At 37.8% G+C, this 18,751-nt stretch carries 15 protein-coding genes; 8 read left to right on the plus strand and 7 right to left on the minus strand.

The genetic code is table 11. From position 1 onward, the window contains the following. Positions 1-49: 49 nt before the first annotated feature. The gene (gene rlmE, locus F933_RS16325) at positions 50-700 is read right to left on the minus strand and encodes a 23S rRNA (uridine(2552)-2'-O)-methyltransferase RlmE (protein ID WP_034711187.1); all 651 of its coding nucleotides are present in this window, start codon (positions 698-700) and stop codon (positions 50-52) included. Positions 701-930: 230 nt separating this feature from the next. On the opposite strand from rlmE, the gene yhbY reads away from it, so the two are divergent. Both yhbY and F933_RS16335 read left to right on the plus strand, forming a co-directional pair. After that, a complete protein-coding gene (gene yhbY / locus F933_RS16330; protein WP_005055281.1) occupies positions 931-1,257 on the plus strand; it encodes a ribosome assembly RNA-binding protein YhbY in 327 nt (108 codons plus the stop codon). A gap of 5 nt (positions 1,258-1,262) precedes the next feature. After that, complete coding sequence (locus F933_RS16335) at positions 1,263-1,799, plus strand: DOMON-like domain-containing protein (protein WP_005063012.1); 537 nt, start codon at positions 1,263-1,265, stop codon at positions 1,797-1,799. A gap of 47 nt (positions 1,800-1,846) precedes the next feature. Here F933_RS16335 and F933_RS16340 read toward each other — a convergent pair whose 3' ends face one another. Then, positions 1,847-2,416, minus strand: coding sequence for a hypothetical protein (locus F933_RS16340; protein WP_005063013.1), 570 nt, complete (start codon positions 2,414-2,416; stop codon positions 1,847-1,849). Between the two features lie 518 nt (positions 2,417-2,934). Here F933_RS16340 and carA point away from each other — a divergent pair. The 5 genes from carA (at position 2,935) to F933_RS16365 (ending at position 9,244) form a co-directional block, all read left to right on the plus strand. Then, positions 2,935-4,074 (plus strand): glutamine-hydrolyzing carbamoyl-phosphate synthase small subunit, encoded by a 1,140-nt coding sequence (gene carA, locus F933_RS16345; RefSeq protein ID WP_005063015.1) that lies wholly within the window; start codon positions 2,935-2,937, stop codon positions 4,072-4,074. Between the two features lie 14 nt (positions 4,075-4,088). Continuing rightward, positions 4,089-7,322, plus strand: a complete 3,234-nt coding sequence (gene carB / locus F933_RS16350) for a carbamoyl-phosphate synthase large subunit (protein WP_005063016.1) — start codon at positions 4,089-4,091, stop codon at positions 7,320-7,322. Positions 7,323-7,412: 90 nt separating this feature from the next. Continuing rightward, complete coding sequence (gene greA / locus F933_RS16355) at positions 7,413-7,889, plus strand: transcription elongation factor GreA (protein ID WP_005055289.1); 477 nt, start codon at positions 7,413-7,415, stop codon at positions 7,887-7,889. Positions 7,890-7,952: 63 nt separating this feature from the next. After that, a complete protein-coding gene (locus F933_RS16360; RefSeq protein ID WP_005063019.1) occupies positions 7,953-8,576 on the plus strand; it encodes a CatB-related O-acetyltransferase in 624 nt (207 codons plus the stop codon). 230 nt (positions 8,577-8,806) lie between these two features. Then, entirely contained in the window at positions 8,807-9,244 is a 438-nt protein-coding gene (locus F933_RS16365; RefSeq protein WP_005063023.1) for a universal stress protein, read from the plus strand. A gap of 57 nt (positions 9,245-9,301) precedes the next feature. On the opposite strand, the gene F933_RS16370 is transcribed toward F933_RS16365, so the two are convergent. Continuing rightward, a complete protein-coding gene (locus F933_RS16370) occupies positions 9,302-9,814 on the minus strand; it encodes a YajG family lipoprotein (RefSeq protein ID WP_005055299.1) in 513 nt (170 codons plus the stop codon). A gap of 106 nt (positions 9,815-9,920) precedes the next feature. Then, positions 9,921-10,238: an MGMT family protein gene (locus F933_RS16375; RefSeq protein WP_005063024.1), complete on the minus strand. Its 318-nt coding sequence runs from the start codon at positions 10,236-10,238 to the stop codon at positions 9,921-9,923. 93 nt (positions 10,239-10,331) lie between these two features. On the opposite strand from F933_RS16375, the gene F933_RS16380 reads away from it, so the two are divergent. Next, positions 10,332-11,063, plus strand: a complete 732-nt coding sequence (locus F933_RS16380) for a hypothetical protein (RefSeq protein WP_005063026.1) — start codon at positions 10,332-10,334, stop codon at positions 11,061-11,063. On the opposite strand, the gene F933_RS16385 is transcribed toward F933_RS16380, so the two are convergent. The 3 genes from F933_RS16385 to F933_RS16395 all read right to left on the minus strand — a co-directional run. After that, positions 11,060-12,790, minus strand: a complete 1,731-nt coding sequence (locus F933_RS16385; RefSeq protein ID WP_005063028.1) for a CapA family protein — start codon at positions 12,788-12,790, stop codon at positions 11,060-11,062. The genes F933_RS16380 and F933_RS16385 overlap by 4 nt on opposite strands. A 19-nt stretch (positions 12,791-12,809) precedes the next feature. After that, a complete protein-coding gene (locus tag F933_RS16390) occupies positions 12,810-14,474 on the minus strand; it encodes a poly alpha-glucosyltransferase (protein ID WP_034711191.1) in 1,665 nt (554 codons plus the stop codon). A gap of 110 nt (positions 14,475-14,584) precedes the next feature. Beyond that, positions 14,585-18,751, minus strand: a 4,167-nt coding sequence (locus tag F933_RS16395; RefSeq protein ID WP_228127878.1) for a beta strand repeat-containing protein, incomplete at its 5' end; no start/stop codon positions are given.

Raw genomic sequence — 18,751 nt, forward strand, 5'->3', positions numbered from 1 at the left:
TTAAAAGGTACAAAATGCACAATTTTTAACAACTTGGCAAGTACACTTTTTATCGCAATGCTTTTTTACGACCTTGACCAATCAAAAATACTTCCTTTGATCGAGCACGTGATGCCGCAGGTTTAGCTGTTTTTAATACATCAAAACTATCGACCACTTGTTTTCTAAACTCATCAAATCCAGTACCTTGGAACACTTTAACAATAAACTGTCCGTTTGGTCCGAGTACTTTCTGAGCAAAATCCAAAGCCAATTCACATAAGTAAATCTGACGCGGTTGATCAACAGCCCTATTACCTGATGTATTGGGGGCCATATCTGAAATTACAACGTCTACTTGACGTCCATTTAAAATATTTAACAATTTTTCGAAAACTTCTTCTTCACGGAAGTCGCCTTGCAAGAAAGTTACATCTGGAAGTGCATCCATCGGTAAAATATCTGAGGCAATCACTAATCCATTTGATCCAACCAGTTTACCTGCAATTTGCGACCAACTTCCGGGTGCTGCACCGAGGTCAACAATTGTCATACCTGGTTTGATCATTTTATATTTTTCTTGGATTTCAAGTAACTTGTACGCTGCCCGTGCGCGATAACCCTCTTTTTGTGCTTTCTTTACAAAAGGATCATCCAAGTGCTCTCTCATCCACACACGGCTGCTTTTCGACAATTTTTGATTGGTAATGCGCGTCGCCATAACTCACTAAATTTCAAAAAACTTCTGATTGATCATTGTACGTGAAAATTATTCTTATTACAGTACGGATGTACTTCATTCACACGAAGTTTTACAGATTTTTTTCGATCAACTCAATTGTTTAATCCGACCATAATTTCACACAATTATTTGAACCACTTGCCTGCCTGAGCTATCTAAGATTTAGGATGCAAGTTATACTAAGTCGTTTTTCACATTAGGTACTTTTAATGCCGGCTTTATCTATCCATGAACGTAAGCGTTTACGTCAAATTGGTCATGCTCTTAATCCTGTTGTCATGATTGGCAGCCAAGGTCTTACAGAAAACGTCATTGAAGAAACAAATCGTGCGTTAAATGATCATGAATTGATTAAGGTAAAAATCGCTGGTGAAGATCGTGATGCACGCGCCGCTGTGATTGATTCAATTGTTGAAGCAACAGGCGCTGAGTCTGTACAAAAAATTGGTAAAATCGTTTTGCTTTATAAAAAGGCAGCGAAACAAAACCAAAATCTTTCTAACTTAGTCCGTTTTGCTCACTTAAGTAATAAGTAATCACAATGGCAAGTTATGAACTTTCCGCTTTTGATCGCTTTAATGCTATTACCGTTGTTGGAGCGATTGAGCAACAAACACCAGCGACATTAAATGTTGGTTTTTGGGTTCGTGATCCCAATCAATTTCTGATTTACCCAAATCAAGTTAAAGCGCATCCTCGCCAAGACTTTTTATGGGAACACACTTGCTTTGAGATTTTTATAGGCGTGAAGGATGAAGATTTCTATCGTGAAATTAATCTCTCCCCATCTGAAGCGTGGCAAGTGTATCAATTTGAAGAATATCGCTTTCCAGAAAATATGCCACCCGTTGCGGCATATGACATTGAGTTGAACCATTTACAACGTACGCATTATGGTTTAAATGTAAGTCTAGATTTATCTCAATTTATGCAACAAAATAAATTGAAGTGGTCTGATTTATACTTGGGTTTAACTGCAGTTTTTAATACCACTCAAGGTATGCACTATTTTGCAATGCAACATAGTAGCCCCCAAGCTGATTTTCACAATAAACGTGATTGGTTACACCATTTATAAATAAAAAAGCGAGAAATAATTTCTCGCTTTTTTATGCCCGCTAAAAATTAGCTAGCACGCACTTTATTCCAAGCTTCGACCGCTTGTTCTTTAGTACGCTTAAAGCTACCAACCAAAGTATCTTTATGCTTTACAGAAATTTGACTAATATCATCTTTCAACTCTTTGCTTACTTTGGTTAAATCTTCAATTAAAGCATTTAATTCAGTTTTTAAAGCATTGGTTAATTCAACCAAGTTACCTTGAGATGAATTAAGTTGAGTTTTGATCACATCAATACGTTCTAAAAGGTCTTGCTTAATTTGCGCAAGCTGATTTTGGATGTTTTGATTCAGTTCTTTCGCTTCAGTCTCAATTTTCTCTTGAGTTTCAGCTAAAGCTTCTTTTACCTGCTCTTGAGTCTCAGCAATCACTTCTTTTGCTTGCTCTTGAGTTTCCGCAATCACTTCTTTTGCTTTTGCTGTTTTTTCTGCAACAACTTCTTTTGCTTTTGCAGTTTTTTCAGCGACTACTTCTTTGACTTCTGCTGTCTTTTCCGCAACAGCTTCTTTCGCTTTTGCAGTTTTTTCAACGACAACGTCTTTCACTTCTTCAGTAGTTGTTTGATTCTCAGCCATTTTGTATCCCCTCTATATTGATTGTTGCTTTTTTGGCTATCTATAAGATAAATCTCTTACGAAATTAATCGCTAAAAAATTGTCAGACAATTTGCATAATATCTCAAGATATAGATAGATGGATGATAGATTTAGCCATAGACCGTTTTGTATATAAATTCTGATCTTATCTTAAAATATTGCTGTTTTTATAATTGTTAAACCTTATAAAGCTACTGAATAAAGTTACTCTAGGGAAATATACCTTTAAAATTTAATTCATATAGAGATGCAAGACCCTTTAAATTTGATGCTTTGTTTTGAAATATTTGATGTTGAAATTGGAATCAATCAATTCATCAGTATTAATAAATAAAACACATAGACTTTTCACGCACTCATGCGTATAATGCGCTGTTAAGTTACAAGCGAGCAGACTGGAAGGAGGGGCGTGTTTTTTAAGGACAGCCTGCCTTTTTTTATGTCTTCTCGCTTTTTTACAGCCCTATTTTTTGTGGTTTTAGTTCAGGAGCTTTGGTTTGAGCACCCCCGCCATTTTAGCCCTCGCAGATGGAACGATCTTTAAAGGAACGTCTATCGGTGCGCCAGGAAGTACGACTGGTGAAGTCGTTTTTAATACAGCCATGACAGGCTATCAAGAAATTTTGACTGACCCAAGTTACGCGCAACAAATTGTGACGCTGACTTATCCTCATATTGGAAATACAGGCTGTAATAGCGAAGACGTTGAATCTGGTCGCATCCATAAAGTATGGGCGAACGGTTTGATTATTCGTGATCTTCCTCTATTGCATAGCAATTTCCGCGCAGAACAATCTTTAAGTGAATATTTAATACAACATAATGTTGTTGCTATCGCTGACATTGATACACGTAAACTGACACGTATTTTACGTGATAAAGGCGCGCAAAATGGTTGCATTCTTGCTGGTGAAAATATCACTGAAGAAGAGGCAATTGCAAAAGCTCGAGCTTTCGGTGGTTTAAATGGTTTAGACCTTGCCAAAGAATGCTGTGATCCGGAAGGTTTTGAATGGACTGAAGGTTCTTGGGGTTTAGGTGAAGGGTTTTCACAACCAGAAACTAAATTTCATGTGGTTGCATACGATTATGGTGTCAAAACCAACATCTTACGTATGCTTGCAGACCGTGGTTGTAAATTGACTGTTGTGCCTGCACAAACCCCTGCTGAAAAAGTGCTCGCTTTGAATCCAGATGGTGTGTTCTTGTCAAATGGTCCTGGTGACCCAGCGGCATGTGATTACGCAATTGCAGCAGTAAAAACGATTGTTGAGACCACAACTTTACCAGTCTTTGGTATTTGTTTAGGTCACCAGATCTTAGCGCTTGCTTCTGGTGCGAAGACCATGAAAATGAATCATGGTCATCACGGCGCTAACCATCCTGTACAAAACCTTGAGAATGGTACTGTAATGATCACTTCTCAAAACCACGGCTTTGCTGTTGATGAAAGCACCTTACCTTCAAACTTAAAAGTAACGCATCGTTCGTTGTTTGATGGTACAAACCAAGGTATTCATCGCACTGACAAACCAGCATTCAGCTTCCAAGGTCACCCTGAAGCGAGTCCTGGTCCACACGACTGTGCCCCATTGTTCGATCATTTCATCGAATTAATCGAAGCAGCTAAGAAATAATTAAGGAGCGAATAATGCCTAAACGTACGGATATTAAAAGCATCTTAATTATTGGTGCAGGTCCAATTGTGATCGGTCAAGCATGTGAGTTTGATTACTCAGGTGCACAAGCATGTAAAGCACTTCGTGAAGAAGGTTACCGTGTAATTTTGGTGAACTCTAACCCAGCGACCATTATGACTGACCCTTCAATGGCGGATGCAACCTATATCGAGCCAATCACTTGGCAGACTGTTGCACAAATCATTGAAAAAGAGCGTCCAGATGCAGTCCTCCCAACGATGGGCGGTCAAACTGCATTAAACTGTGCGCTTGCATTAGATGCCAACGGTATTTTAGAAAAATACAACGTTGAATTAATTGGTGCATCAAAAGAAGCGATTGAAAAAGCAGAAGATCGTAAACTTTTTGACATCGCAATGCGTAAAATCGGCTTAGAGTGCCCTCGTGCCGATGTTGCAGAAAGTATGGAACATGCACTGGAAATTCAGTCGCGTTTCGGCTTCCCAGTGATCATTCGCCCATCATTCACGATGGGTGGCTCTGGTGGCGGTATTGCATACAATAAAGAAGAATTTATTGAAATCTGTGAACGTGGTTTTGATCTTTCTCCAACTAAACAATTATTGATCGATGAATCACTGATTGGTTGGAAAGAATACGAAATGGAAGTTGTGCGTGATAAAAACGACAACTGTATTATCGTATGTGCTATCGAAAACTTTGACCCAATGGGCGTACACACAGGTGACTCAATCACTGTTGCCCCTGCTCAAACATTGACAGATAAAGAATATCAAATCATGCGTAATGCATCGGTTGCTGTTCTACGTGAAATCGGTGTTGAAACAGGTGGCTCGAACGTTCAGTTCGGTATCAACCCGAAAGACGGTCGTATGGTTGTGATCGAGATGAACCCACGAGTTTCTCGTTCATCTGCACTTGCATCTAAAGCAACTGGTTTCCCGATTGCAAAAATTGCTGCAAAACTTGCGGTTGGCTATACCCTTGATGAATTGAAAAATGACATCACAGGTGGTATTACCCCTGCAAGCTTTGAACCAGCAATTGACTATGTTGTTACAAAAATTCCTCGCTTTAACTTCGAAAAATTCCCACAAGCTGAGCCGGTGTTAACCACTCAGATGAAATCTGTGGGCGAAGTCATGGCAATTGGTCGTAACTTCCAAGAGTCTGTACAAAAAGCGCTTCGTGGTCTTGAAGTCGGCGTAAGCGGCTTTGATGAAAAAATCGAAGTAGGTACAGCTAATGCTAAAGACATCATCTTAAAAGAACTTAAAGTTCCAGGTCCTGATCGTATTTGGTATGTTGCTGATGCATTCCGTCATGGTTTTTCGTTAGATGACGTATTTGAAGCAACCAAGATTGATCGTTGGTTCTTGATCCAAATCGAAGACATTGTTAAAGCTGAAGCTCAAGTAAAAACTTTAGGTTTTGGCGACTTAAATGCTGATAATATCCGTTCATTCAAACGCAAAGGTTTATCTGACCTTCGTATTGCTGATTTGATGGGTATTTCACAAAAGCAATTCCGTAAACAACGTTGGAATTTGGGTGTATATCCAGTTTACAAACGTGTTGATACTTGTGCTGCTGAGTTCGAATCTGACACAGCTTACATGTACTCAACTTACGATGAAGAATGTGAAGCGAATCCATCGAGCCGTGACAAAATCATGGTCATTGGCGGTGGTCCGAACCGTATTGGTCAAGGGATCGAGTTTGACTATTGCTGTGTACATGCTGCCCTTGCAATGCGTGAAGATGGTTATGAAACAATTATGGTCAACTGTAACCCTGAAACGGTTTCAACTGACTATGACACATCTGACCGCTTATACTTCGAGCCAGTAACACTTGAAGATGTACTTGAAATCGTACGTATCGAAAAGCCTAAAGGCGTGATCGTACAGTACGGCGGTCAAACACCTTTGAAATTGGCACGTGCTTTAGAAGAAGCAGGTACACCAATTATCGGTACATCTCCTGATGCGATTGACCGTGCAGAAGACCGTGAACGTTTCCAACAAATGATTCAACGTCTACAGCTTCGTCAACCAAACAACAGCATCGTGAAATCTGCTGAAGAAGGTATTTCAGAAGCAGCAAAAGTGGGTTATCCACTGGTTGTTCGCCCATCTTATGTATTGGGTGGTCGTGCAATGGAAATCGTTTATAACGAAGATGAACTTAAACGTTATCTTCGTGAAGCAGTACAAGCGTCTAATGAAGCGCCTGTCCTACTTGACCGTTTCCTAGATGATGCAACTGAAGTTGACGTGGACTGCGTATCTGACGGTAAAGATGTTGTGATTGGCGGTATTATGCAGCACATTGAACAAGCAGGGATTCACTCTGGTGACTCAGCATGTTCTATTCCGCCTTACTCGCTTTCACAAGAAGTTCAAGATGAAATGCGCCGTCAAACTGTTGCCATGGCAAAAGAGCTTGGCGTAATTGGTTTGATGAACGTTCAGTTTGCAGTAAAAGGCAACGACATTTATATCCTTGAAGTGAACCCACGTGCATCACGTACCGTTCCTTTCGTTTCTAAATGTATTGGTGACTCTTTAGCAAAAGTTGCAGCTCGTTGTATGGCGGGTCAATCTTTGGAATCTCAAGGTTTCACTAAAGAGATCATTCCAAAACACTTTGCAGTGAAAGAAGCTGTATTCCCATTTGCTAAATTCCAAGGCGTTGATCCAATGCTTGGACCTGAGATGAAATCTACAGGCGAAGTCATGGGTGTAGGCGAAACTTTCGGTGAGGCATTCTATAAAGCCGTACTTGGCTCAAATGAACGTTTACCGGGTTTACCGACTGAAGGCGAAGTGAAATATGCATTCTTATCTGTTCGTGAATCAGACAAGAAATATATTGCTAACATCGCAAAACAGTTAATCGCTTATGGTTTCAAACTTGTTGCAACTAATGGTACTTACCAAGTATTGCAAGAAGCTGGACTAGCATGTGAAGCAGTGAATAAAGTAACCGAAGGTCGTCCACATATTGTAGACCGCTTGAAAAATGGTGAAATTCATCTTATTGTCAACACAACTGAAGGTAAACAGGCTCAATATGACTCTGCGATGATCCGTCGTGCTGCCCTTCAAGGCAAAGTGTATTACACTACGACGATTAATGGCGCAGAAGCTGTTTGCCAAGCATTTGCTGTGAAATTGCCAATGGATGTATACCGCTTGCAAGATTTACAAACTGTAGGTTAATTCTTTACCGATAAGTCCCGCCACCTTATCGGTGGCGGGCTTTTTCTTTTTTAAATCCTGTATTTTCCCAACCAATTTAGAGGGACTGAAATGCAACGTTATCCTATGACTCCTGAAGGCAAGGTTGCCTTAGAGAAAGAATTACAACAGTTAAAAACAGTTGATCGTCCACGTATCATTCAAGCGATCGCGGAAGCTCGTGAGCACGGTGACTTAAAAGAAAATGCGGAATATCATGCTGCTCGTGAACAGCAAGGTTTCTGCGAAGGTCGTATTCAGGATATCGAAGGTAAATTGGGTGCTGCTCAAGAAATTGATGTCAGAACACTTGAGCAAAATGGTCGCGTCGTTTTTGGTGTAACGGTGACGATTGAAAATCTAGATACAGAAGAACGTAAGACCTATAAAATTGTTGGCGATGATGAGGCAGATTTTAAAATTAATAAAATCTCAGTAAACTCTCCAATCGCTCGTGGTTTATTGGGTAAAAGCGAAGGCGACGAAGCTAAAATTCAAACACCGCAAGGTGAAGTTGAATACGAAATTGTGAGTGTGGAATATATCTAATTCCAATTCATTAACCCCTCTATTTGAGGGGTTTTTCTTCTCAAAGCATTCTATGGAAAAATAATGGATACACCACTGATCAACTCTCCTGTTAAACATTGGTGTGAGTTCGAATTTATTTCAAAAACAGTGAAAAATCCGAATATCCATATTAAAGGCAATTACTCTTATTATTCTGCTTATTGGGATCAAGGATTTGAACGTTGTGTGGTACGTTATTTACATGATAAACCCTCTACAACTGAGAAGCCAATAGACCAACTTCATATTGGTAATTTTGTCTGCTTTGGTGCTGAATGCGTGATTATGATGGGTGGCAATCAACTTCACCGTCCCGATTGGATTTCGACCTTTCCATTTGATACTCGTAGTTTTTTACCTGCGGGCGACACTGTAATTGCAGATGGTTGCTGGATTGGTAGCCGTGCCATGATCATGCAAGGCGTTAAACTGGGGGAAGGTGCTGTAGTAGCAACAGGCGCAGTGGTGACGCAAGATGTACCGCCTTATGCCATTGTCGGTGGTGTACCTGCCAAAGTGATAAAATATCGTTTTCCTGAACAAGACATCGAAAAACTGCTTTCCCTCAAACTATATGACTTAGATGAAAAACAGATTTTAAAAATGCGTGAAGAATTGCAGACGGATAATATTGAAAGCTTAATACAATTTCTCAAAGAGCATTAATCTAGTTTTATATAGAAATCATAGTTATATCTCACATCTACTTTTATATAGATTTCATCTATTTTTACTTTAATCATATTTTTAAATAATAATATTTACGATCACTATCCCTATAAAAATACTAGGTTTTATTTCATAAAGAATAAGTTTAAGATGAATAGAGAAGCACAATTAATCTAATTTTTATAAGTGAAATTGATCTGTAATTTTAATAATAAGGAGTAATAACCATGGCTTATCAAAAAATCTTAGTTGCAATTGATGATTCAGAAATTTCAGTGAACGTCATTCAACAAGCAGCTCAACTAGCCAAAGCCCTCAATAGTGAAATTACTGTCGTTGAAGTCATGACTTTAGACCCTTATTTATCTGAAGCTTACCTTCGCATGGGACAAAGTAATGAATTAATAGAGCGAGTTCGCTCATATGTTCAAGAAAATCTCACTAAAGCTGAAAAAAAGTTCGAAGAATTAGGTTTAACAGTTGCAACCCAAGTCTTAGAAGGTTTTTCAATCCACGATGAAATCATTGGTGCAGCTCAAAACCTAGGTGCAGATTTGATTATTATGGGTTCGCATGGTCGAACTGGTATTAAGAAATTTATATTAGGTAGTGTGGCTCAAAAAGTACTAGGTGAAAGCCATATTCCTGTTTTGGTTGTACGATAATAATATTTTTATTAAATCAATGAAAAAAGCATGGTTATTCACCATGCTTTTTTTATACTATTGCGATTGTAGCTTAATCGGTTTTGCCTTATCCAATATATCTTTAGGCAGTTCTTCTGTAGAAACAATCGTTAATGATTGTGTATTCGCTTGAAGATTTTCTTTATTTAATTCTTTAAGAGCAACATTGGTTTCTTTCGTGCTTAAGCTATACATTGCACCAGTAGCAGGATCGATAATTAATAATCCTAAAACGCCTCCAAAGAGAATATTTCCAACATACCAGCCATTCACATGAGCTGAAACATTAACAGTTTTAGTTTCAAAACCTTCTTTTTCAAAGATAACAGTATATTTTTCAGGTGAGAAAAATCCTGAGCTTCTTTTTAAACTTACTGTAACAGGTGCTTTACCCACATGAACTTTTTTACCTGCTTTATTTAATATTGTAATATCACTTAATTCAGGTGTACTTTCAAAAGTCATTGTCTGTGAACTTCCAGACATAATACTCGCGCAACCAGATAAACTAAGAACTGCAACCCCGAAAACTGCTGATAATTTTTTCATTTAAATACCAAGAACACTTAATGTACATTTTATGTATCCAGATTGTATTTAAAAAGTAATAAACTTTCAATAGTCTAACTTATTGTTTTTTATTTCAATTAAATTATTAAGTATTCCAACCAAATGTTTTTAAATTGACTTTATTATTTAATAAATAAATCCCCTCTTCATTTAATAAAATTTTTTGAACATTCTCTCCTTGTTCATTTAAACGATGAACACTAATTTTTCCTTGAGAATTAATCACACGATGCCAAGGAATTTTACTTTGGCTGTCTAAATGTTTTAAAACATATCCGACTAAACGTGCATGTTTTGGTAGTCCTGCTAACTTTGCGACCTGTCCATAACTTGCAACTTTACCATAAGGAATTAGTGCAACAACTTCCAGTATTTGTCGTTGTAGTTCATTCGTATCTTGCATAAAAGAAACCATCAAAATCTGATAACATCATATCGATCACAGTAAAAATTATGAACAATAACTAAATCTTTTTGTGAGTTTAGAGTATAAAAAATGCGATTAAAAATTACATTGCTAACATTATCGAGTCTTTTTTTTCTCAATTCATGTACGACTCAAAATAAACCGACAGTGAAGATAAGTCCTTATAAATATCAAGCAGATTCTGAAGGTCGCCTACCCGTCGTTTATGTGAGCTTTATTTTCACTATAAATAGACCTCAGACCAAAATACTTGATACTAGACTGCAAATGTATAAAGAACTTGAAATTCTAAATCGATATTTTCTCGATGAAAATAATCAGAAAATCTTTAAATTCAAAATCAATCACTATTATTCTTACCATGACTTTACCAAGCGAAAATGTGACTTAGCCAATCAAATCAACCAACCTACGTCGATAGTGACGGATCATATTCCAAATGCAGTACGTACTTGTTTTCCACGACGCAAAAGTAAAGAGGTTCTTTTTATTATTTATGATGCTTATAACGAGAAGTTAAAATATAGCGATGTCACCAGTTGGGGCTTTCGAAATCAGGGTCAGCCTTTTATTTTAATTGATTGGCAACGTCTAAACTATCAAACACAAGCCGCAACAGTACATGAAATGGGACATGCTTTTGGATTAGGTCATGTATGTACACCCAAAGCAACCAAGACCACGCCCACAAATATTATGAGTAGTTATGATTGCAAATTAGGCAGCGGTGGCTTACGCAATTTAGGTTTCAATGATGAACAACTAAAAATTATATTAGACAATTATAAAAAATATCCCTAAAAATCAATTTGGATATAAAAACCCAGTTGATCTTGATCTAATAAATATTGCTTATGATCCAAATGATTGGTCAGATAAATTTTCACTTGATCAAATTGCATAGCATCTACAGGATAAGGTTGCCAAAATGTTTTGAGATTATCGGTCAATATTGGGTACAGTTTCACAATTCCCTCTTCTAAATTTAATCGTGCGATGATGCCGTAGGGCAAAGCATGATATTTTTTAAATTCACCATTACTATTAAATACAGCATTACCAACTCCAAAAATGACTGGATTATTATTTAAAAATTTAATGGGTTGAATGGTGTGCGCACCATGCCCAATCACCAAATCAACACCCATTTGCGTAAATACATGTGCTAACTTTTCTTGTTCAATATGTATCGGTTGGAAGTCAGTACCCCAATGGCAAATCACAATGATTTTTCGATCAGGAAACTTCATTTTATATTGCATAATTTGTTCAAACATCACGGCATTTAAACATGCAACTCCACTGGATTTCCCTAACGCATAAAACTGATAGTCATGATATGCACTTTCTCTATGCCAATAACCATTAAAAATCGCGCAAATTTTCTCACCTTGATGTATTTCTAGGTATTGATGTGCGTGTTGTTGATCTTCCCCTGCACCTAAAAAATCAATCTTTTTTTGTCTTAATTGATCTAAGGTATATTTTAAACTGGCTTCGCCATAATCTTTTGAATGATTATTTGCGAGACATAAGGTGTTGATATAAATGCGCTTAAATTCGGCTAAGGTTTCATCTGCATCAGCACCTAAAATAAAAGCTTTTATATGTTCTAAATCAGACTTTTGCTCTACATTGAAGACGGCTTCAAAGTTAGCAATATTCACGTCTTTTTCATTGAAAAATTGCTTTATCTTTTCAAAAGAATATTGATAACCATATGTTTGTAGTGCATCCGTCATTCCCTTACTTTTTCTTAATTTTGTATAGTATTCCCCAAAGTAGGTATCACCTATAATATTGATCCAATTGCTTTTCGCTTGGATTTTTTTGGCAGGTGCTAATAGTCCTGCATGGAAATAATGATAATAAGGCACAAGATGATCAATTCGATGTAAATGATCGAGAAGTGAGAAAAAGCCAATACTTTGGTTTTCGTGCCGATATGAAAAATAATAGTGATGTTGTTGATCAGACAAATACACGATCCCATCTAATTGCTCACAACTGAGCAAGCTGCTTATAGGTGAAATCTGCTGATCCCCAATGGTAAGTTGCTTAATAAAAACTTTATCCAATAGCACTTTAGGTAAAGCAAAAATAGCTTTGGTGAGATGATATAAATTTTTAATGCTGTTTGAAGTATTTTTGTTTTCAAAATCAATATTTAGATCATATCGTTTGGCTTTATCAAGCATTACCAATTGTGCTTGTACAGAATTTCCAAATAGAGAGCCAACAAGTACATGCTTTGTCTCAATATTCCGCGTGAAAATAAAATATTGTAATAGTGCAATCAGCGAGCAGCCTTGTAGTGTCCTCTGTTCTGAAATATGGATTGCTATGCAAACCTGAGCATCACTGATGATATCGTCTAATCCAATTTTTTCTTGCTCAATCTGTTCTAAAATTAAAAGGATTAAAATCCAGTCTGAACAATCAACTAAAATTTTAGTTTGCCAAATAGGATGCTGAAAGTCCTCATTACCGAGGAAATTCATCATTTTAATTTCTTGAGGAATACTCATTCAAATTTCCCTCAATCATCTAGTTTTGAAAATGCTGAATATAGGCGATGTAGCCTGAAAGATTGTGTTCTTGATCATCAATACGTACTCGAAAACGATCATGACGGACATAAAATGCATTCAAAATTTTAGCCGGCTGTGCCATGTACATTGCGACTTCAGGATAAAAAAATCCTGTACGTTGGAACTCTGTACGAAACTCAATGAGTTTTTTTAAATCTTCAAACTGTGATTTTTCAAATAAAGAACTCAGTCCTAAATCTTGTATACGAATAACCATCTGATAGGCAGCCATCATCATTTCTAATAATGTTGCATAAGTGGTTTTGCGATTACGGATAAAAATTAAATGTCTTAAATAATTATTCAGACCAAATTGGAAATATTTTTCATCGGGACAAATTTTTGTGAGCTCATTGGTACAGTAGCTTAGCCAATGATCATGGTAACGATCATATTTTTCGGAAATAAACCGCTCAAACATTCGTTTAACCACATCGAGTAATTGCTGATCTGAATCTAGCTGATACAAGCGTAACAGTGCTAAAGCCGCCTCACCATCATAGTAAATAATTCGGAATTTTTCTTTCACCTCATAACTTGGATAATGCAAAACATGCGTTGTTTCTCCAGTGTTATTAACTAAAGTTAAAATCCCCTTTGCTAAAGCTTTGGCATAGTCAAGATAAGAACTATCACCAGTCACTTCTTGATATTTTGTCAGCATTAAAATTGCCGCGGCGTTAGCGCCTAATTTAATTTCATCTAATTGGTCTAGGGCTACGCCATCAAGCATGTAGGCAAGCTGAGGTTCTTTTTCGATATAAAAGTGCTTTAAAGCATATTCAATTGATAGCCGTATTTTAGCCAAATGGGCTTGTTCAAAATGGATTGCTAAAGTCTCTATCAATGCATAAGTAGAAGTACAATGTCGAACCGTATTGTAACTGCGGATCTCACGATCATAGGCTGGAAAATATCCATACACAAAACAACCATCAGCTTGAATTTGCTCAATAAGAAACTCAGCATTGCCCTGAATGAGACTCTTCAAATGCTGTTTTTTATCTCCCTGTAGATAACGAACACCATTTTCCGTAAATTGACTCTGTAATTGAGTGAGCTGCTGATTTTCATACAGCACAGCATAGGTATCAAATGTCCAAACTTGCTCTATGTCTTCCAAGTTTATTGGTTCATATTTATTTTGATATTTTTTTGCGATCGCAGTATTTAAATTATCTTCATCAACAAAATTAGGCGTATCAAAACTTTTTGCGCGTATGATGGCTTTGCCATATATCTCTTGTTCTAAAAAGCACAGATGAAAGTGCTCATCAAAGCTAATGCCTTTTCTAAAATGATTATTATGAAATTGGTTTTTTAATATCGAATCAATATTTTGCCAAGTCTCTTTTTCAATATTAAAAACTAAATCAAATTTTAAATATTCTAACCGTTCTTGGTCTTGATCGTATTGCTGATCAAGGAACTTAAAAAGTTGTTGTTGTACAACGTCGATCTCATCATAACTAGAATTCCAAACGCTACAGCGTTGTGTCTTATCTCCATAAGAATAAAACAACACTGTTTTATTTAATCCTGTGTATTGCATTACCTGTTTGAAATAGTCATTTAATTGGCTTTTAAGTTGTTCAATTTCTGAAATCATGATGATCTGCATTTTTTTCAATTGTTAGAATTTTTCAATGTTTTAATCAAGATAGCATATATTTTTTACTTGTTCCTAAAATGAAAAAGAGAACCCGGAGGTTCTCTTTTTTGCATTATGACTTAGATGACGAAGAGTTGATTATTCGCAATCAATTCATTCAAGGTGGTATCAACATCAATTGTGAGTAAATCAACACTATTGTGTATTCCACCTGCACCATCTCGATCAATCGAAATAGTTGTTGTTGTACCATCAGAGGTGACGTTTACAAATCCAGCTAAAGACGCTGCACTTCCATCACCTGCATATCCAACCAAAAGATCAAATATATCGATAACATCAGCATTTGGATCTGTTGTTGCATCTCCTAGATCGAAACCATTCCAAGTGTCTTGACCATTTCCACCTGCATCATCTGCATTGTCCAAGACCGTAAAGATCAAGGTATCTGCACCACCAGCGCCACCATTAATCACATCATTTCCTGCTGTACTTGTAACGATATCGTCAGAAGCACTGAGATTGAAGTTTTGTCCTAGTGAGATACTAAGTGTTGAATTCACCTCTGTTCCATCAAATGAAATCAGTTTGTAGTCAACTACGTCTGTAGCAGATGAAACGACTAGATCACGTTGATAGTAGTATGAACCATCACTGTATAAGAACAATGTACCTTGGGCTGTATCAATACCTTGACCAGCTGCAAGCTCATATAATCCAGAGACAGGATTTAATACGTACAGTTGAGTACCGACAGTTACATCAGCAACACCACCTAGTAAATCACCTTCAAGAATATTGCCATTGATCCAATCAACTGTCGGACTTGAAGTCGTAAATTGATCTACGTATGTAATATTCACATCAGCATCAGTGTTGATCAACATCACTAGCCCACCAATAAGTGGCGTTTGAATAGTGGTCTGTATTCTATAAGTTCCAGCTATCCAGTTATTAATACTAGATAAATCTATAGAAGCGATCTCACCTAGAGCTGCTACCAAGCCAGTATGCACATCAGATGCAACTGTAACCCAAGTTGTAGGACCTGTTTGACGTTGTACCATCACTGTTACAGTTGCATTACCTAAGCCTAGAGCATCTACGGACACGGTACCAAATGGATCCATACTATTATTTACGGTGAATGTGCTACTCGTAAATGTTTGTGTCGTAGCCAAAATACCAAGTGTGTTTTGGTTAGCATTGAAATAGTTGTTATCAACAACATTTTCCATATCGACTAAAGCAGCGGCAGTATCTGCATTCGCCACTGGCGCAGGAATAACCGCATCAAGTGATGGATCGATAGGATCCCAAGTGAAGCTGACATCATTTGAACCAATTTGGATATGTAATGACGCTGTGCTATCCGCTAGACCATTGGTTGGATCCGACAAAGTATAGGTGAAGCTATCAACTTTACCAATATTTGCAGGATTAACATCTGGTTGATAACTGTAACTACCGTCAGAATTAATCGTTAAGATACCATAATCACCAACTATCACAGTTGGTACACCGACCACGATCACTTCTGAGTTTGTATTACCTGGCTCAGCAGAGGCTACATTAGTCACTGTCGTAGTTGAGGTAATGAAATCATGATCATATGTTGCACCGTAAAGTGCAGAGTTATCATCAGAAATCACATTACCCGTAATTGCAGCACCTGTAATAATTGGCGCTTGAGTAATATCACCATGATTCAAGGTAATATCAGCAGTTACACTGCCTAATGCGGTCAGTAATGTATTACTTTCCATGAATAAGGTATATGTTCCTGCCGCCAAGTTTTTCACTTCAAACTCAACAGTTGATCCAAAGATACCTAAAATATCAAGTAATCCATTATTTGAACTATCTGCAACTACAGTAGTTGAACCATCTGGATTAGTCCGTGTGAGTACAACATGTAAGCCATCGAGTAGTGTTCCCAACGAACCAAAGTTCACTGAGATAACCGCATCAGTCAAGTTACCAGGATCTACAGTAAAGTTTGCAGAACCACTTGAGTTACCGATTACTAAACCACCGATACCTAATAGCCAACTATAGCTAATCGCATTATCAATGTTTTCAACAGTGACAGGATAGTCATAGTCAATTGAAGCAACATCGACGTTGTTGAATGCATCTAACGGAAGTGGATCATTAATCACAGCTGGTTGTGATGGATCAGCTGGATTCCATGTCATATCGATTGTATTACTATCTAAATGTACATAGAACGTTGCTTCAGAGGTATCACCACTTAATGGATCGAACAAGGTATAGGTAAATTGATCAACTTGTCCTAGACCCATCTGATTGGCAGTCGGTGTATAGGTATAATCACCATTTGGATAGATGACCAAACTACCGTATGTTCCATTAATCGTAGTTCCTGCTGGATCAATTGCAATGCCGTTCACTTCACTAATAACGGTATTGGTTGTTGCTATATCAACATCACCATTTGTATTTGGATCAGAGATTAAGTTGCCATGTACAGCGACAACACCATAACCGTCAATGATATGCGGGTTATAAACATCCATTGTTCCAGTTAAAGTACCACCTAGACCGATACCAATCAGTCCATCATATGCCATGAATGCACGATATGAACCTTCGGTTAAGCCATCTATTTGTGCAGCAGGTGTCGATCCAAGTAAAGTCAAATCAATGAGCGATGCATCTGTTCCACCTGTAATTGACTCCCACTGACCAGTCGTTTGATTGAATTTTTGGACCACTAAGTTATAGTCACCCAAAGCGCCTGCACCAATTAATGTACTGAATGTAAAGGTCGCAACACCCTCCAGATTTTCCGCAACTGAGAACTCAATTGCATCTGTACCTAAGAGTTGGAAATCAAGCCCTGCTAATGAAACTAATAATGCATATGAGCTTGTACCTAGCGCAACATCATCATCAACAAGTAATGGTAAAGGATCAAGTTTAGCTTCTACCAAATTATCAGCTGCTTTGATCGTACCAAGATCAATGTAGAGAATTGCTTGAGCCATGTCGCCAGTTAAAGAGTCAGTAAGCACATAATTAAACTGCTCTACTTGACCAATACCTGCGCCATTTGGAAGCGGTGTATAAACGTAACTGCCATCTTGATAGAAAGTAATTGAACCGTAATCTCCATTGATGGTTGTTCCACCAACGTCAATCGCGACACCATCAACACTTGATACAAAAGTCGTTGGCGTTACGATATCAACTTCACCGCTGCCATTAACATCAGTAATCACATTTCCTTCTGCATCACCAAGTTCATATCCACCCACTTGGGTTAGATCGAATACGTCCATTGTGCCAGATAAGGTACCTAACACACTTGCACCTAGCAAACCATCAAAGGTCATGAAGGCACGGTACTGACCTTCTTCCAAACCTTCTAAAACAGCGCCAGGAGCAGCACCTATACCTAAAAGACTTAAGCTAATCAATGATGCTTCGCTGTCACCGTGCAATGATTCCCATTGACCAGTCGTTGTATTGAATTTTTGAACGACCAGTAAATAGTCAGACAACAAACTAGCATCAATTAATGAGCTATAAGTGAATGTTGCTGTACCTTCTTGGTCAGCGCCAACATTGAAGTTAACTGCATTCGCACCAAGTTGTAAGTCAAGTCCAACTAACGATGTCATGATTAAGTAAGTAGCACTACCTAAAGCTTGATCGTCAGAGATCAATAAAGGTTGTGGGCTAATCACTGCATTATCAAAGTTATCGAATGCAGCAAGTGGATTTGCATCAACTTCTAGTGTTCCTGTATCTGAACCAATATTACCTGCTGGATCAGTTGCAGTCACAGTGACGACATAATCACCATCTGCCAATGTTGGCAAGGTGTTATCGGTTAATGTCCATGTACCATCACCATTGTTAGTCGCTGGATAATCCACACCATTGACATTGACAACAATAGTTGCTGTTGGATCATCTGTTGTTCCTGTTAATTCAGGTGTCGCATCCGTAGTTACTAAGTCGTTAAATGCAACTGTTGGAGCTGTAACATCAATTGTTAAGTTACCTGTATCTGTACCAACGTTACCTGCTGCATCTGTGGCAGTGACTGTTACTGGATAAGTTGCTATCGCTAATAACGGCAAGATGTTATCAGCCAATGTCCATGTACCATCACCGTTGTTGGTCGCTGGATAATCCACGCCATCTACAGTCACCACGATGGTCGCTAATGGATCATCAATTGTTCCTGTAAGTGCCGGGGTTTGATCATTGGTGCTCAGATCATTCAAGCTCACCACTGGTGCTGTGATATCCAA

Source organism: Acinetobacter beijerinckii CIP 110307, from assembly GCF_000369005.1.
Lineage (GTDB): Bacteria > Pseudomonadota > Gammaproteobacteria > Pseudomonadales > Moraxellaceae > Acinetobacter > Acinetobacter beijerinckii.

Coding starts and splice junctions, on each gene's coding strand:
- rlmE (WP_034711187.1), bottom strand. CDS start 700: ATGGCGACGCGCATTACCAATCAAAAATTGTCGAAAAGCAGCCGTGTG.
- yhbY (WP_005055281.1), top strand. CDS start 931: ATGCCGGCTTTATCTATCCATGAACGTAAGCGTTTACGTCAAATTGGT.
- F933_RS16335 (WP_005063012.1), top strand. CDS start 1,263: ATGGCAAGTTATGAACTTTCCGCTTTTGATCGCTTTAATGCTATTACC.
- F933_RS16340 (WP_005063013.1), bottom strand. CDS start 2,416: ATGGCTGAGAATCAAACAACTACTGAAGAAGTGAAAGACGTTGTCGTT.
- carB (WP_005063016.1), top strand. CDS start 4,089: ATGCCTAAACGTACGGATATTAAAAGCATCTTAATTATTGGTGCAGGT.
- greA (WP_005055289.1), top strand. CDS start 7,413: ATGCAACGTTATCCTATGACTCCTGAAGGCAAGGTTGCCTTAGAGAAA.
- F933_RS16360 (WP_005063019.1), top strand. CDS start 7,953: ATGGATACACCACTGATCAACTCTCCTGTTAAACATTGGTGTGAGTTC.
- F933_RS16365 (WP_005063023.1), top strand. CDS start 8,807: ATGGCTTATCAAAAAATCTTAGTTGCAATTGATGATTCAGAAATTTCA.
- F933_RS16370 (WP_005055299.1), bottom strand. CDS start 9,814: ATGAAAAAATTATCAGCAGTTTTCGGGGTTGCAGTTCTTAGTTTATCT.
- F933_RS16375 (WP_005063024.1), bottom strand. CDS start 10,238: ATGCAAGATACGAATGAACTACAACGACAAATACTGGAAGTTGTTGCA.
- F933_RS16380 (WP_005063026.1), top strand. CDS start 10,332: ATGCGATTAAAAATTACATTGCTAACATTATCGAGTCTTTTTTTTCTC.
- F933_RS16385 (WP_005063028.1), bottom strand. CDS start 12,790: ATGAGTATTCCTCAAGAAATTAAAATGATGAATTTCCTCGGTAATGAG.
- F933_RS16390 (WP_034711191.1), bottom strand. CDS start 14,474: ATGCAGATCATCATGATTTCAGAAATTGAACAACTTAAAAGCCAATTA.